This is a genomic window from Iodobacter fluviatilis (assembly GCF_004194535.1).
GTDB classification, from domain to species: domain Bacteria; phylum Pseudomonadota; class Gammaproteobacteria; order Burkholderiales; family Chitinibacteraceae; genus Iodobacter; species Iodobacter fluviatilis_A.
On sequence record NZ_CP025781.1, the window covers coordinates 4,282,574 to 4,298,481 of the forward strand.

A 15,908-nucleotide genomic window follows, 5' to 3' on the forward strand; every position below is an offset into this window, starting at 1 on the left:
TTATTTATTCCTTTCCAATGGCCAGACCTGGGGGCAACTTTGCGGGCATAACAAGTAATTCAGATTCTAAAGAAGCAACAGGGTATGCACAGTAGTCTGCTGCGTAATAAGCGCTTGGGCGGTGATTGCCACTTGCCCCAATCCCACCAAAAGGCCCAGCACTGGATGCGCCTGTCAGTGGTTTATTCCAATTTACAATGCCAGCACGAGATTCACGCCAAAACACTTTATAGCGATCGCGGCTATCGGATAAAAGCCCCGCCGCTAAGCCAAAGCGGCTGCAATTAGCCAAGCGAATCGCCTCATCAAAATCTGCATAACGCTGCACTTGTAATAAAGGGCCAAAATACTCTTCATCGGGTAAATCAGCCACATCACTGACATCCATTAATCCTGCTGACAGCAGTGCAGAAGTCACATCTAAACGGCGCATTTCTAAGAGCATTTTACCGCCTTTTGCCAGTAGCTGGTTTTGCACTGTTAGCATATTATCTGCCGCCGCCATCGAGATCATTGCGCCCATAAAAGGCGGTGGCTCGGCATCCCATGCCCCCACTCTAAGCTCGGCACTAACCCGTACCAGCCTATCTAAAAATGCATCGCCCCATTCGCCCTTAGGCACAAATAAACGCCTTGCACAGGAGCAGCGCTGGCCTGCCGATATAAAAGAGGATTGAATCACGTGATGAATTGCAGCGGGTACATCTTTGACTTCATCCACAATCAAAGCGTTATTGCCGCTCATTTCAAGCGCTAATATTTTATCTGGGTGACCAGAAAACTGCTGGTGCAATAGATGCCCAGTAGCCGCACTGCCCGTAAAAAAAACGCCATCTAAATCAGTATGCGCGGCAAGTAAGGCTCCTGTTTTTGCCCCACCTTGTAGTAAATTAATGACCCCAGCGGGTAAACCTGCCGCCAGCCATAGCTCAACAGTTTTTTGCGAAGTCATTGGGGTGAGTTCCGATGGTTTAAACACCACCGCATTACCCGCCAGTAGTGCAGGCACAATATGGCCATTGGGCAAGTGCCCGGGAAAATTATAAGGGCCAAACACCGCCACAACCCCATGCGGACGGTGCCGCAGTACCGTACTGGCATCACCCTGGATTGACTCCTTACGATAAGTGCGCTCTTCAAATGCACGAATCGAATAATCAATTTTCCCCACCATGCTGGCAACTTCCATCGCGGCTTCCCAGCGTGGTTTGCCTGTTTCTAAACCAATGGTCGCGGCTAATTCATCTAGGTTGGCCTGCAGTAAATCTGCAAAGCAGCGTAGCACCGCGATGCGAATACTGAGCTCTGTATCACGCCACGCGGCAAATGCCGCCCGCGCAGCACCCACGGCAGCATCTACCTCATGCAAGGTTGCGGCATTTCCTACCCAAACGGCCTGCTGGCTAACAGGATTGCGCGAAGTCCACGCATCCCCTTTACCATGCAACCAGCGCCCATCGATTAATTGCATGCACTACTCCTTAGCAGAAAGCGGTACGGCGCGTACGCTATCTCCATTGGCAATGCCCAGTTGATCTAAGATGGCTTGGCTTAATTGCAAGCCGTGCTTAGATGGACATGCCATAGCAATAACACAGCGAAACCCCTGCAATTGACGATTAGAAACCAAGTACGGTAGGCCATTAACGGCCACATCAGCTAACTCTGCTGCATAACAATGACTAGCACGCACCGCGCGAATTTGATTCAAATCACACTCCAACGTTGGGCCAGCATCAAAAATATCCACATACCCTTGGTAGCGAAACCCTTCTGCCTCTAGCATGGCGCGCGCTGGGCGGGTTGCGCTATGCACTTCTGCGATCGAGGCTTGCGCTTCATCTGATAAAAAGCAGGTGTAAATTGGGTGCTGTGGCATGAGCTCTGCAATAAAGGATTTACTGCCCACATAGGATAAGAAATCCGCGCGGGCAAAATCCATGCGAAAGAAATGCCGGCCTAAGCTTTCCCAGAATGGCGAGCAACCTGACTCATCGGAAATCCCACGCATTTCAGCAATAATGCGCTGCGAGAACCGCTCAGTGTGCTCCGCCATAAATAAGAAACGTGCCTTAGATAGCAAACTGCCATTACCGTCTTTACGATAGCTAGGCAGCAAAAACAATGAGCACAGCTCGCTTGAGCCGGTCATATCGCTATTTAAAAACAAGGTGGCGAGCTGTTTATAAATACCCAGCTCCCTGGAGGCATGCACATTAAGGCCAACGCGGTAGTTGTACCAAGTTTCATGCATGCCAACAGCCGCTTCAATAGCAGACGTACCCACTATTTTGCCACTGACTTCATCTTCAAGCACAAACACATAACTGGCGTCTGCAACATCTGGGGCCTCTGCATTTAAAGAGGTTTCGCTAGCCAAAATACGGGTAGACAAACGCTCAGGATTGGCCTGTAAGGTGGTTACCCCTACTCCTGCGTCTTTGGCTAAATTCAATAGCGCGGGTAAATCTCCAGCCTCAATTGGACGGATCAACATACATAAAACTCCTATAAACCCAGACCTGATGCGAACACAAACTCAGGCGCTGCAGGTATTTATTTCATTTCTGAGGAAAGGACTGTCTACCACCGAAATCCAGCCAATGTAGAGGTGGAGTAAACCGCTGAGGGCAAAGGCAAGCCCAGCGTAAACACACGCCATTTACCCGCTATAACAGAAAGGACGCTGATACCAACAGAGCCTAGCAAAGCCCACCCTGCATTACATCGGGACAAGTCCCAACTGATGCCTATCCTTCAGCAAATAGTGGGCAGTGCAGCATATTGCTTTCAAGTTTGCTTAAAATTGACTATGAATAACTCATGGCGTAACTGACACAAAACATAAAAAAGCCAGCCATTCGCTCAGCAGAGCGGCGAATTATCGACAAAAATGTGCATGGCTGCACGTATTTAAAGCACGATGCATATGCATGCTTAGGGGGCATTGAGGACGGGCAAACCAATAAAACACTTTAAAAACCGAGCCTTAGGCAATGTTTAATACAAGAAGTAAACTCCCCCTTCTGGGTGGGTTTTAAACCCCAATCCCTAAGCAGAATGCCCCTATGCCAATTACACATACTAGAAACAACCAGCTTTGCTCAATTGCGATTAGTGGAGAAATGTCGATTTACACTGCAAAGCTCACGCAAACGACCCTGCTTGAGCTGCTACACACCGAAGACCAAATTCATATTGATCTATCTGAGGTCAGTGATATCGATAGCACAGGAATCCAACTTTTATTGAGTCTTAAAAACTTTGCAAACGCGCAAAATATTCCCTTGCAGTTTCACGGGCACAGCCAATGCGTATTAGATGTAATCGATCTTTACAATATTGCTGCCGAGCTAGGGGATCCTTTAGTGTTGACCCAACGCTAAAGACGTAGATTTTCGTAGAGCACGCCTAGCAGCCTGTCAGACTTAAGCGATCGTAGCGAGGGAAAGACCGGTTTGAGACAGATTTCGCGGGTTTTTGAGGCGAATAGCTGGCTATTCAACGAGAAAATGCGTGAAGTATGGCCAAATACGGCTTTTCCGTAGTAGATCAGTCTTAAGTCCGGCAGGCTGCTAGGCTCTATAAGGAGTAAAAAATGGACCTAGACTCCGCTAGAGGTGCGCTCATCGAAGAGGCACGAGATTTACTGATGTCGATGGAATCAGCGTTGCTGATTATCGAAGCGGGAAGTGTAAGCCAAGATGAAGTTGCGTCTCTATTTAGGGCAGCCCATACCATTAAAGGATCCGCAGGGCTATTTGCTTTAGATTTGATTGTTGATTTCACCCACAGCATGGAAAGTCTGCTGGATTTGGTGAGAAATGAAGAAGTCAATATCGATGCCCTATGATTACATTATTACTAGAATGCAAAGACTATCTCAGCTTATTAATTAATGCAGTAGAAAACAAAAAAGAACATATTGACCCAGATTCAAAAAAGCGTAAGACACTCTTAACCCATCTCGCGCATTATCTTAATAAATCTAGCAGTTTACAAATCCTAGAAGTAAAAAATCCAATAGAAAAAGATCAGCAAACCAGTAGAGACGATGCACACTGGCATATCTCATTACGGTTTGCTAAGCATATTTTACTAGATGGCCTAGATCCTCTTGCTTTTATCACCTACCTAGCCACATTAGGTAGAATTAGTTATATCCACTCGATCACTGACAAAGTGCCTCCACTGCCAGAAATAAATGCCGAGCACTGCTATCTTGGATTTGAAATTGATTTAGAATCAAGTGCAGACAAGCAAACCATTGAAAATACTTTTGATTTTATTAGAAAAGATAGCACCATACGTATTATTGCACCTCATTCACAGATACAAGATTACATTGATTTAATCCATTCTCTACCCGAACCGCCAGAATTGCTTGGTGAGATTCTTATCAAGGGAAAATCCATCACACCTTTAGAATTAGAAGAAATTTTACACATCCAAAAACACACGCCAGATCGTCCTTTAGGTAACATTTTCATTGAAGAGAATATAGTCGCTGCGCCTATTGTGGAGGCCGCACTAATCAAGCAAAAACAAAGTGCAGATAAAAACAAACAAGAATTAAAATTTATAAAAGTTGAAGCAGGAAAACTTGATTTACTTATTAATTTAGTGGGGGAATTGGTGATTGCTGGTGCGGCAGCCAATTTAATTTCAAAGAAAAACAAAGACCCTAGCATGTTAGAGGCCTGCTCCAATCTTTCTGATTTGGTGGAAAAGATTAGAGATGGCGCGCTTAATTTAAGAATGGTACAAATTAAAGAAGTTTTCGATCGTTTCCCAAGAGTAATTAGAGATGCATCTAAAGACTTAGAAAAACTAATTGAGCTTAAATTAGTCGGCACAGAAACTGAGCTTGATAAAAGCATGATAGAAAAACTAAATGACCCATTAATGCATATTGTCCGAAATGCCATTGATCATGGCATTGAGTTGCCAGATATACGTATCGCCAAAGGCAAGCCTGCTCAAGGCGAATTAACGCTCAGTGCTTTCCATGAATCAGGTAGCGTGGTCATCGAAATAAGTGATGATGGTTATGGACTAAATAAAGAAAAAATATTAAAAAAAGCCATAGCAAAAAATTTAATCAGCAAAGATGCAATGTTAAATGAGTATGAAATATATCAGCTGATCTTTGAGCCTGGTTTTTCGACAGCAGAAAAAGTAACCCACCTTTCTGGTCGAGGGGTAGGTATGGATGTTGTAAAACGCAATATTGAACAATTACGTGGTGAAGTAGAGGTTTTATCCGAAGAAGGCACCGGCAGTATTTTTAGAATTCGTTTACCACTCACCATGGCAATTATTGATGGCTTTCAAGTGCAAGTGGCAAATTCTACGTTTATCATTCCGCTGGATTTAGTTTTAGAGTGCGCGGATCTGATGCCAGAGAGCGAGCAGCACAATTTTGTAAATTTACGTGGCAAAGTACTACCTTATATTCGCCTACGTGAATTATTTGATTTACCTAACAATACGGCCACTCGAGAAAGTATTGTGATTGTGCAATATGGGCAAAATCGTGCGGGCTTAGTAGTAGACAAGTTAATTGGCGAATTTCAAGCCGTTATCAAACCATTAGGTTTGTTATTTAGAGACGTAAAGGGCATCAGCGGGTCGACCATATTAGGAACAGGCCAAGTTGCTTTAATTTTAGATATTGCCCAATTAGTGCAGTTTGCACACAGAAAATCACATGTAGAACAAACCAGCCAAACTCGTCAATTAAATACTAAAACGTCTTTATCCCTTATTAACAACAAATAAAGCACATGGAGAATCCAATGTTTTGGATTGGCAAATTAAAGTTAGGCCAAAAGTTAATTATATCTTTTATGGCTATCGCCAGTTTATCGCTTTTAACTGGAATCATCGGCCTAGTAAAAATAAATACGATGAATTATTTAATTTCGGAAATGTATGTTAATCAACTAGAGCCAATGAAGCACATTGCCAACGCAAACACCAATGCTATTTATGTAGCTAGAAAATTAAATTTTTACTTAATTGCTCATGATAAAGAGCTAAGAGATAAAACATTGGCCATTATGGATGATCATGAAAAAAAAATGTTTAAACTTATAAAACAATATCAAGCCACTCCGCAAAGCCCTGCTACTGAAAGTATTTTGAACAAAATCCCAATGCAGTGGAGAAATTTTAAAGCTGCACAGAAAAAAGCTATCGATTTTGCCAATACAAATAACGACGCGGAAGCCCGTAGAGTGGTTTTAGAAGAAGTTCGTCCATTGTTTCAAGAAGTTGACGATGCTCTTTCTGAGCTTCTAGATAGCAACGAGGCCCGCAGTAAAACCTTGTATGATGATTCGCAGGCATTAGCAAGTAAGATAAACCTATTTATGATCGCCGTAATGAGCGGTAGTTTTTTAATTGCTATTTTTATTGCGTTATTTATCACCAGAAGAATAACTGCACAAATTGGTGGGGAACCCAGCGAAGCCGTGCGAATTGCCAAGCAAGTAGCGGAAGGTGATTTAAGAAACACCAGTAACTTAATCGCAGGTGATCAATCTAGCGTTTTATTTGCCTTACACTCTATGTGCAAAACTTTAAGCACGATCATGAGCGAAGTGCATGGCACTTCAGATGCCCTTGCTAGCGCATCTGAGCAGGTTAACGCCTCTTCCCAAAATTTAGCTCAAAACGCCTCAGAACAAGCCGCCAGCATAGAGCAAACCAGCTCTGCATTAGAGCAAATAAACTCAATTATTGCCCAAAATAGTGAGAACGCAAAAGTTACGGAAGGTATTGCAAGTAGTGCGTCTAGTAATGCAATTGAAGGAGGCCTGGCCGTAAAAGAGACGGCTAAGGCGATGCAGCAAATTGCGAATCGCATCCGTATTATTGATGATATTGCCTACCAAACTAATTTGCTGGCCCTCAATGCCGCCATTGAGGCCGCCCGCGCAGGGGAGCATGGAAAAGGCTTTGCTGTGGTGGCAGCAGAAGTTCGTAAACTTGCCGAGCGCAGCCAAATTGCCGCTCAAGAAATTAGTGAATTTGCCAGCAATAGTGTTAATCAAGCCACTCATGCAGGCAATAGACTAGAAGAAATCGTTCCTTTAATTAGAAAAACAGCGGATTTAGTTCAAGAAATCTCTGCCGCATCGCAAGAACAAGCCAATGGGATCGATCAAATTAATTCCGCAGTTGGCCAATTATCCCAAACGACGCAGGGCAATGCAGCAGCAGCGGAGCAACTGAACGCTACTTCTGAAGAACTTTCAATTCACGCTTCCCGATTACAAGAAATGATCAGTTTCTTTAAAACAGACAAAATCATGCAAAAAACACCGCCTAGTATTCCTACTTTGCATACATCTATATCTACCACCCAGCACGAAAATCCATTTGTGTCGTATTAAAGGATTACGCCAATGAATTTAAATCAATTAAGAAAAAATGGCGAGCTAAAATCCAGTACGCCTATTGTTGAGGAAAAACAATATCTCACCTTTACCTTAAACCAAGAATTATTTGCTGTGGTTATTCACAGTATTAAAGAGATTATTGAATACCCAGGGGTAACCGAAGTGCCGCTTATGCCGCAGTTTATGCATGGTGTAATTAATATGCGTGGCGCAGTTATTCCTGTTATTGATTTAGCTATCCGTTTTGGTAAAGACGCCAGCCATCTGGGCCGGCGCTCCTGCGTAGTTATTTTGGAGGTGTTTTTCGCTGATGAATATCATGAAATGGGTGTATTAGTTGATGCAGTTAATGAGGTATTAGAAATCCCCGCGCATCAAATTGAGCCCGCCCCTGAGTTTGGTGCCAAAATACGTAGCGAATTTATTGCTGGAATTGGCAACATAAATGACAAATTTGTCATTATACTGGATGTAAACCATGTGCTTTCACTCGGAGAAATGACCACAATGGTGACCGATAAAATCAACTTTAACCACCCTACCTTAAGCGCCCCACAAAACGCTGAATAGTGTGAGACATGCATGCATTCCAAACGCATTTTTTTACTACCTGGAGATGTGCGCTTCGCTCAAGCCCCTGACTGCTTGTACACTATTTTAGGCTCTTGCTTGGCGATTACCGCTTGGCACCCATACAAAAAACACGGCGGGATGTGCCATTTTCAGCTGCCAAATTCCAGCAAAAGAACCGAGCTAAGCGGGCGTTATGGCTGTGATGCATTTTATCTGCTTTGCCAGCATATGAATGAATATGCCAGCCTGCCTAATGAATATCGCTACCAAATATACGGGGGCAGCCAAATTTTAAAGTTACAGCCTACGGTATCGATTGGTGCACGCAATATCCACGCCGCAAAAAAGCTCCTAGCTAACGCAGAGCTCACGGTTGATTTTGAAGACACTGGTGGGTCTCAATCACGCAGAATAGAGCTTGATTTAAGCACGGGACAAGTGCGAGTGCATCGCTTAAATCCACCATAATGCTTAGGGTCTGTTGACGTTTCATTCGCAATTGCGTTGAGCCGAGAAACGGCCAGACACAAGACATGCAACGAAGGTAATAACACGTTATTTCTGAGGAGCATAACGCAGTGAAAGGCCGTTTCCGGACTGGCCCTTCCGGTTGGCTGCATATTTGAGGCTGTACGGCGTTAAAAGCCCTTAGTCTTGCGGGTGCTGCACCGCTAAAAAACAGTAAATTTATGCACTCAAAATGCACAATGGATATAAACGCCCTATAACTAAGATTATGCTTGTTTAGATGGGACTAAATCATGGCCATTAAAGTAATGATTGTCGATGATTCTGCCGTTGTGCGGCAGGTAATGCTCGACACTTTATCTAAGGCCAGCGATATCGTGGTGATTGGGTCTGCACCTGACCCTATTTTTGCCCGTGAAAAGATGCAAAAAGAATGGCCAGATGTCATCGTGCTGGATATCGAAATGCCAAGGATGGATGGACTCACATTTTTAAAACAAATTATGATTGAGCGCCCTACTCCAGTGGTCATTTGCTCCTCCCTCACCGAAAAAGGGGCTGAGATCACGATGCAGGCGCTTTCTGCTGGCGCGCTGGCAATTATCACTAAACCTTCATTAGGCATTCGTGATTTCATTCAAGATAGCGCTTCAGACTTACTGCATGCTATTCGGGCCGCATCGATGGCACGCATGCAACGCCCTCGCTCATCACCTCGTGCACTTTCACCTGCTTCACCAAGCAGCCAAAGTTCCCCAGCAGGCAGCGTGATGCAAGAGCGGATGAGCTCACCCAAATTATCTGCAGACGCCATATTACAAGCCGCAGGCAACAATACTTCTATCCAAACCACTCAAAAAATCATTGCTATTGGCACCTCCACAGCCGGAACACAAGCCTTAGAAAGCATTTTGCCAGAGCTACCCAAAACATCACCTGGCATTGTGATTGTGCAACATATGCCTGAAAAATTTACTGCTACGTTTGCCGCAAGGCTCAACAGCCTATCTCAAATTGAAGTCAGAGAAGCAAAAAGCAACGACAGAATCTTGCCTGGTCTTGCGCTTATTGCTCCTGGCGGCAAGCATATGCTGGTTAAGCGCAATGGCACGCAATATCACGTTGACGTGATCGATGGCCCCCTAGTAAGCCGCCATCGCCCCTCAGTGGACGTACTCTTTAGATCTGTAGCCAACGCTGCAGGGCGAAATGCCGTGGGGTTTATTTTAACGGGGATGGGGGATGATGGTGCCAAAGGCTTAAAAGAATTACATGAGACCGGCGCACGTACTTATGCTCAAGATGAAGCCAGTTGTGTAGTTTTTGGTATGCCCAAAGAAGCGATAAAGCTAGAAGCCACTGATGAAATCATTGCCCTTGAACGCATCCCTGAAGTAATCAGCAAATTGTCTAACAGGTGAAAAACATGTCCCAATCTCTCAATGTATTTATTGTTGAAGACAGCCTTGTACAAAGAATGCACGCCGTAGCCATTTGTGAAGACATTGGTCTAACCGTCATTGGCGAAGCATCTGATGGCGGGGAGGCACTGCTCTTGCTTCAAACAATGGACTTACCCGACATTATGCTGATTGATCTAGAAATGCCTGGTATGGATGGTATTCAGCTCATTCAGGAGCTGGCTCATCAATCCATCCCCGTTTCTGTGATTGTGTCTAGCGCCAAAGAAGACGCTTTGATTGCCTCAGTAGAAACCATGCTGCAAGCATACGGCCTACCTGTACTAGGGGCGATTAAAAAACCATTAACAAAGCCACAGTTAGATAAAGCACTATCCCACTTTAAACCCATCACCAAAGATCAGCTACAAATTCGGCCTGAGCTAGTGATGGCGGCATCCGAAATTACTAAGGCACTGATTGAGCATCAATTTATTGCCTATTTTCAACCCAAAATTTCAGTTAATACAGGGGTAATTAAGGGGGTAGAAACGCTAATGCGCTGGCAACACCCTGAAAAAGGTTTAGTCATGCCATCGCAATTTATTGCCATTGCCGAAGAGCATGGTTTGATTAATGAACTCACTATGGAAATCCTAGATCTAGCGTTACAGCAGTGCCGTCATTGGCATGAGCGTGGGCTTAAAATCACCGTTGCGGTTAATTTATCCATGCTGTCTTTATCGGACTCCAACTTTGCTGAGCAAATTGCTCAGAAAGTAGCCGAGTTCAATATTGACCCTGCTTATATTATTTTAGAAATAACAGAAACTGCCGTAATGGGCGATGTAGGTGATGCGCTAGGTACGCTGGCAAGGCTTAGATTAAAAGGTTTTGGTCTATCTATCGACGATTACGGCACGGGGTTTTCATCCATGCAGCAATTGTCCCGCATTCCCTTTACAGAGCTAAAAATTGATCGATCTTTTGTCGATGGTGCGCATCTCAAGCCACACTTGCACGCTATTTTGGCAAGTGCCATCGAAATTTCAAAAAAACTCAACCTAAAAAGCATTGCCGAAGGCGTTGAAGATCTCGATGATCTCATCGTGCTACAACAATTAGGCTGTGATGTGGTGCAGGGGTATTTAACGGCAAAACCCATGCCTGGTGATGAATTACTTCCTTGGCTAAAAGCGAATAACCAACGTTTGCGAGAGCTATGTACACCCACAGGAAATTCACCGACAGAATAAACACAGAAGCATTCACCGCCATAGCGCAGCTGCAGCCTAATGGGGCACGGCTCCATAAAATAGGCTCATTGCGGTATTTAGACCAAAAAACAAAGTGGGCGCACTTTTCCCGCCGCTTTCCCTCCAATCAAGACGGCCATTTTGCTAGACTACATTTTTTTAAAAAATGACTAATAAAAATGATTATTCGTGTGCCCCACTCATTTTGCATGAGCATCTTAGTCTTTTTTTTTGTTTTTTCTGCAACCCAAGCCAAGGCTGAGATTGAACTTGGCTCACTCAACTTAATTGCCACCCCCAGTGATAGTAGCCCCATTCCGAGAGGCCTTTTGCTCGGCGGCATTGGCATCCTTGGCCAAGCACGATACTCCGCACAAGATCGCCCGCAATACCTCATCCCTGGCATGGTGTATTTAGGCGAAGATTTTATGTATTTAGGGGATAGGGCTAGGTATTACCTCTACAAAGAAGGTAATTTTGCCCTATATGGCTTTGGTCGGGTGCGTCTGGGTAATTTAGATGCAGAAACTACGCCTGAATTTAAAGGCTTGCAAAAGCGCAAATGGGAATTAGAAGCGGGCATAGGTGCCAATTGGATTACTCCCTATGCACTCTTCACCGCCCGTATTGCTAGCGATATCACGGGCACCAGCCAAGGGCAAGAAATCCTGCTCTGGGCCGACTTCCCCATAGTACGGGAGCGATTTTTGTTTATGCCGGGCTTAGGCATGATGATTCGCAGCAGTAAGCTGGCCAATTACTATTTTGGTGGTGTAAATAACAGCGAAGCCACCAGCAGTCGGCCAGCCTACGATACCGGCCATACCGTATCGCCTATGGCTTCCTTGATCAGTAGTTATCGCATCAATAAAAATTGGATTGCTATGGCGGCCATCAGCTACGAGCAATATGATCAAAGCGTTCGCCATAGCCCTATTGTGCAACACCGAGGTGAACTCTACAGTCTGTTTGGCCTAGGCTACCACTGGTAAATTCACTTTTTTTACGGGCATGCCATGCCCATTATTAAGCAAAAATAGACATAAGAAACAAAGCGGCCAGCGGGGGAAATAAAGATAAACACTTCCCCTCAACTGGGCGCTTTGTTTTGAGCCTCCCCATTGTTGTCTTCTACAACTTTGGCAGGGGCGGGTAAAACATCAGTCAATCAAAGCAACCTCAGGCTCAACGCCTTCTAGCTTAACCTGCTCGATTTCAATAAAACGACGGGATATTTTATCGCTGGTAATGCTGACCTGCTGTACGTCGTCGTGTACTTGGCGTATATGCGTGGCCAGCTTTTTCATTCTGTCATCAAAGCGGGTGAATTCTTGCCCCAGTTTGCCAAGTGCTTCTTTGATAATATGTACTTGCTTGCGGGTTTCTACGTCTTTAATCACGGCTCTTGCGGTATTCAGCACGGCCATTAAGGTAGTTGGCGATACAATCCATACCCGTTTCGCCATTGCATGCTGCACCAACTCGGGGTGATAAGCATGAATTTCCGCAAATACCCCTTCAGCGGGAATAAACATGACCGCGCCATCAGCCGTTTCATTGGGGATAATATATTTACTAGAAATATCGTCGATATGCTTTTTAATATCGCCTCTAAACGCCTTCGAAGCGACTATTTTATCTACGCTGGTATCAAACATTCGATGGTAGTTTTCTAATGGAAACTTAGCATCCACCGCCACGGTCCCCGTTGGCTCAGGCAAGCGCAAAATACAATCAGCACGCGTGCCATTAGATAAAGTAGATTGAAACTCATACACCTGATTAGGCAGCACATTTCTAATTAAATGTTCAAGCTGCACTTCACCAAATGCACCACGGCTGCGCTTATCCCCTAGTAACTCTTGTAAGCTCACCACATTGGTGGTGAGGCCATCAATTTTCTTTTGTGCCTCATCAATGGTGGCCAAGCGTGCCATGACATTCGCAAAAGTTTCATTGGTTTTTTTGAAGCCTTCTTCCAAGCGCTCCGTCACTTTGCCAGAAATTTCACCCAATTTGGCATCCGCCATTTTAGTGAGTTCACCAACTGTAGCGGTTAGTTGTGTGGTGGTTAGTGCGAGCGCATTTTGCAATTGCTCCATTTCACGTACTGATTGCTCGGCCAGCATTTGCGATAGCTTCAGTAGAATTTCTTCCCGCAGCGCATCTTGCTTTCCTGTAAGCTGGCTAGAAATATCGCCCAATTGCTTCACCACTAACTCACGCGTTTCAGAAAGCGTTGTAGTTAATGACAGCCGCATGGTGGATAAAGATTCCGTTTGCGCGGCTTGTAATCGAGTTAAAGATTCGCGCGTTTCTTTTAATTCCTGGCCTACTCCACCGCGCACCCGTTCAAATGCTTCGGTCATGGTATCTCGCAGCCGTTCACCAGAGCGCATCACCGCATCAGAAAGCTGAGCCCCTGCTGGGTTAATGCGGAGTGTGTGTTTTCTGTCTGCCGAACTAGGCCTTCATGCAAGTCCGATAGCATTTCTCTATGCTTCGCTTCCATGTCTTGCGTCAGCGTATCTAAAACATCTCTTTGTGACTGAGCAAGCTGCTGCAAGCGAGCAACCACCAAAGCACCAGCCAATAAAACCACCAAGGTGGTAATTCCAAACAATAGATCCAACATAGTGATTTCCTTTGCAGCAACCGCAGGATTGTAGGCGATGTACGACAGTAAGCCTATAATCACTTGCATGAGACCTCTGTTATTTACTTTATTTACGCTATTTAGCAGCGCTGTCCAAGCAACGGACATCGCCACCATTCAGCATGCCGCCCAACAATGGCTGGATATATCCCTTGCCAACAGCACGGGCGTTCCCAGCTATAAACTCAGCAAAATCGATAACCGACTGCAGCTCGCCCCATGTAAACAATACGATGTGAGCTTACCGAGTGGCTATCGTTTGCTGGGCAACACCATGCTACGCATTCAATGCGTTGACGGCGCTAGCTGGGGGATTAATCTACCGGTGAAAGTATCGCTACTGGTAACTTACTATGTAGCCGCAAGGCCGCTCTCTGCTAATCAAGAAGTGGGCAGTGGCGATGTGATTGCCCAACAGGGTGATCTGGGCGCCCTACCTGGCTCGGTGATTTTAGACCCCGTTCAAGCCATTGGCCGCACGCTGAATACGGCAGTCGCCGCTGGCAAACCCTTACGCCAAGAAATGCTTAGGGCATCGATGGTGATTCAGCAAAATCAAAAGGTACGTATTATCTATCGTGATAACGGCATCGAAGTGGCCAATGAAGGCATCGCCATGAATAATGCCGCCGAAGGCCAATCTGTGCGGGTTAGAATCAACAATAGTCGGCAAATGGTGCAAGGCATTGCCACTGCTACGGGCAACGTAGATGTAAGCAATTAGCCATTAAGGCCTAAGCGGGCTTGATGCAAACAAAGGTGGCAAGCTGGCCGTTTTTATCCTAAGCTCGCCTTTTTGCTTGAATTGGCCCTTCCCGTGCTGCCTAGTAAACTGAGCCCTATCCTTCTTTGCTCCTTGCTTGCTGCCTGCGCCAGCGCCCCCATCATTGCCCCACCACTTCCTAGCGCTAACCCAGCAAGTGCACCGGTTGCCGTGATTAGCCCCACGCCAAGCCCTATTCCTAGCCCACCTGTTATTACGCCCCCCCCCGTAGTCGTTGTAGCGCCACCACCTGCGCTTAAATCTATCAGCCAATTAGAAGCACAAGCGCTACTCAATAAGCTGCTGCCGGCCAAGATCAGCGAGCGTAATGGCTGGAGAAACGACCTGCTAGATGGCTTTACTGCACTCAAAATCCCCTACACCCCAGAGTATTTTTGCGCTGTAATGGCGGTGATTGAGCAGGAATCAAGCTGGCAAGGTGATCCCCCCGTGCCAGGCTTAGGCAAAATTGTTTGGAAGCAGGTCGAAGAAAAAGCGGGTAAATATCATATCCCGCTGATTGCGGTACAAACGGCGTTATTAAAAAGCTCGCCTAATGGCAAAAGCTATAAAGAGCGCATCGATAAGCTTCAAACAGAAGCACAAATGAACGCGGTGTTTGAAGACTTAGCGAGCGATGCCAAACGATTGAGCCTGCCCTTTAATATGAGCAACCCCATCCGCACCGGTGGCCCGATGCAAGTCAGCGTAGAATTTGCTGAAGGGCACGTACGTGCTTGGCCTTATCCATATGCCCGACGTGGAAGTGTAAGAAGCGAAGTCTTCAGCCGTAAAGGAGGGGTTTATTTTGGCACGGCCATTTTACTGCAATACCCAGCCCCTTACAGTAAGATGATTTATCGCTTTGCCGATTTCAATGCAGGCCGCTATGCCAGCCGTAATGCGGCTTTTCAAGCGGCACTGAATAAGCTGACTAATGACAGTATGGATTTAGATGGCGATTTACTGCGCTATGAAAACGGCAACCCAAGCCGCCAAAGTAGCGGCACAGAAAAAGCGCTGCAATCTATGGGTAAGCGCTTAAATTTAAGTCATGAAGAAATCCGCCGTGATTTACGGCTAGAAAAGCTCAGCGGATTTGGCCAAACGCCACTTTATCAACGTTTATTTACCCTAGCAGGCAATATGCCGCGTGAAGCACTGCCACAAATTGACTTAAAAAGCCCTAAAATCACGCGCAAACTCACTACCGAATGGTTTGCCAAACGCGTCGATGGCCGCTACCAAACCTGCCTTAGCCGCGCCCCCGCCGCTTTTTAACTTGTTAAGGTAAGGGCGCGGCATACCGTGCCCTAATGCCAAAACGAATGAGATAAGCCTCTATGCAAGCATAGTAATTTTAATCTAACCGACTATTTAAAGCAT

General features: G+C 45.5%; 15 protein-coding genes. 11 read left to right on the forward strand and 4 right to left on the reverse strand.

Annotated features, from left to right (window positions below):
- Positions 1-4: 4 nt before the first annotated feature.
- Positions 5-1,471, reverse strand: a complete 1,467-nt coding sequence (gene astD / locus C1H71_RS19025; protein WP_130107971.1) for a succinylglutamate-semialdehyde dehydrogenase — start codon at positions 1,469-1,471, stop codon at positions 5-7.
- Positions 1,472-1,474: 3 nt separating this feature from the next.
- Complete coding sequence (astA, locus tag C1H71_RS19030) at positions 1,475-2,497, reverse strand: arginine N-succinyltransferase (protein WP_130107972.1); 1,023 nt, start codon at positions 2,495-2,497, stop codon at positions 1,475-1,477.
- 571 nt (positions 2,498-3,068) lie between these two features.
- Here astA and C1H71_RS19035 point away from each other — a divergent pair.
- From C1H71_RS19035 to C1H71_RS19070, 9 genes are all read left to right on the forward strand, one after another.
- On the forward strand, positions 3,069-3,386 hold the full coding sequence (locus tag C1H71_RS19035; protein WP_130107973.1) for an STAS domain-containing protein: 318 nt from the start codon (positions 3,069-3,071) through the stop codon (positions 3,384-3,386).
- A gap of 212 nt (positions 3,387-3,598) precedes the next feature.
- The gene (locus C1H71_RS21680; protein WP_262488333.1) at positions 3,599-3,853 is read left to right on the forward strand and encodes an Hpt domain-containing protein; all 255 of its coding nucleotides are present in this window, start codon (positions 3,599-3,601) and stop codon (positions 3,851-3,853) included.
- Positions 3,850-5,781 (forward strand): chemotaxis protein CheA, encoded by a 1,932-nt coding sequence (locus C1H71_RS19040; protein ID WP_262488334.1) that lies wholly within the window; start codon positions 3,850-3,852, stop codon positions 5,779-5,781. The genes C1H71_RS21680 and C1H71_RS19040 overlap by 4 nt, the downstream gene beginning before the upstream one ends.
- A gap of 17 nt (positions 5,782-5,798) precedes the next feature.
- Entirely contained in the window at positions 5,799-7,400 is a 1,602-nt protein-coding gene (locus tag C1H71_RS19045) for a methyl-accepting chemotaxis protein (RefSeq protein WP_188053429.1), read from the forward strand.
- A gap of 12 nt (positions 7,401-7,412) precedes the next feature.
- Positions 7,413-7,976 carry a chemotaxis protein CheW gene (locus C1H71_RS19050; RefSeq protein WP_130107975.1) on the forward strand — a complete coding sequence of 188 codons (564 nt, stop codon included), beginning with the start codon at positions 7,413-7,415 and terminating at the stop codon, positions 7,974-7,976.
- A 12-nt stretch (positions 7,977-7,988) separates the two neighbouring features.
- On the forward strand, positions 7,989-8,447 hold the full coding sequence (locus C1H71_RS19055; protein ID WP_130107976.1) for a chemotaxis protein CheD: 459 nt from the start codon (positions 7,989-7,991) through the stop codon (positions 8,445-8,447).
- A 293-nt stretch (positions 8,448-8,740) separates the two neighbouring features.
- A complete protein-coding gene (locus C1H71_RS19060; RefSeq protein WP_130107977.1) occupies positions 8,741-9,868 on the forward strand; it encodes a protein-glutamate methylesterase/protein-glutamine glutaminase in 1,128 nt (375 codons plus the stop codon).
- 5 nt (positions 9,869-9,873) lie between these two features.
- A complete protein-coding gene (locus tag C1H71_RS19065) occupies positions 9,874-11,103 on the forward strand; it encodes an EAL domain-containing response regulator (protein ID WP_130107978.1) in 1,230 nt (409 codons plus the stop codon).
- Between the two features lie 209 nt (positions 11,104-11,312).
- Positions 11,313-12,095, forward strand: a complete 783-nt coding sequence (locus tag C1H71_RS19070) for a MipA/OmpV family protein (protein ID WP_130107979.1) — start codon at positions 11,313-11,315, stop codon at positions 12,093-12,095.
- Positions 12,096-12,263: 168 nt separating this feature from the next.
- Here C1H71_RS19070 and C1H71_RS19075 read toward each other — a convergent pair whose 3' ends face one another.
- Positions 12,264-13,502, reverse strand: coding sequence for a DNA recombination protein RmuC (locus C1H71_RS19075; RefSeq protein ID WP_188053431.1), 1,239 nt, complete (start codon positions 13,500-13,502; stop codon positions 12,264-12,266).
- Positions 13,502-13,807 (reverse strand): hypothetical protein, encoded by a 306-nt coding sequence (locus tag C1H71_RS19080; protein WP_188053433.1) that lies wholly within the window; start codon positions 13,805-13,807, stop codon positions 13,502-13,504. Before C1H71_RS19080 ends, C1H71_RS19075 begins: the two co-directional genes overlap by 1 nt.
- On the opposite strand from C1H71_RS19080, the gene flgA reads away from it, so the two are divergent.
- Positions 13,806-14,483, forward strand: a complete 678-nt coding sequence (flgA, locus tag C1H71_RS19085; RefSeq protein ID WP_188053435.1) for a flagellar basal body P-ring formation chaperone FlgA — start codon at positions 13,806-13,808, stop codon at positions 14,481-14,483. The two genes, C1H71_RS19080 and flgA, sit on opposite strands and share 2 nt — an antisense overlap.
- A 93-nt stretch (positions 14,484-14,576) precedes the next feature.
- A complete protein-coding gene (locus tag C1H71_RS19090; protein ID WP_262488335.1) occupies positions 14,577-15,803 on the forward strand; it encodes a DUF1615 domain-containing protein in 1,227 nt (408 codons plus the stop codon).
- Positions 15,804-15,908 lie beyond the last annotated feature (105 nt).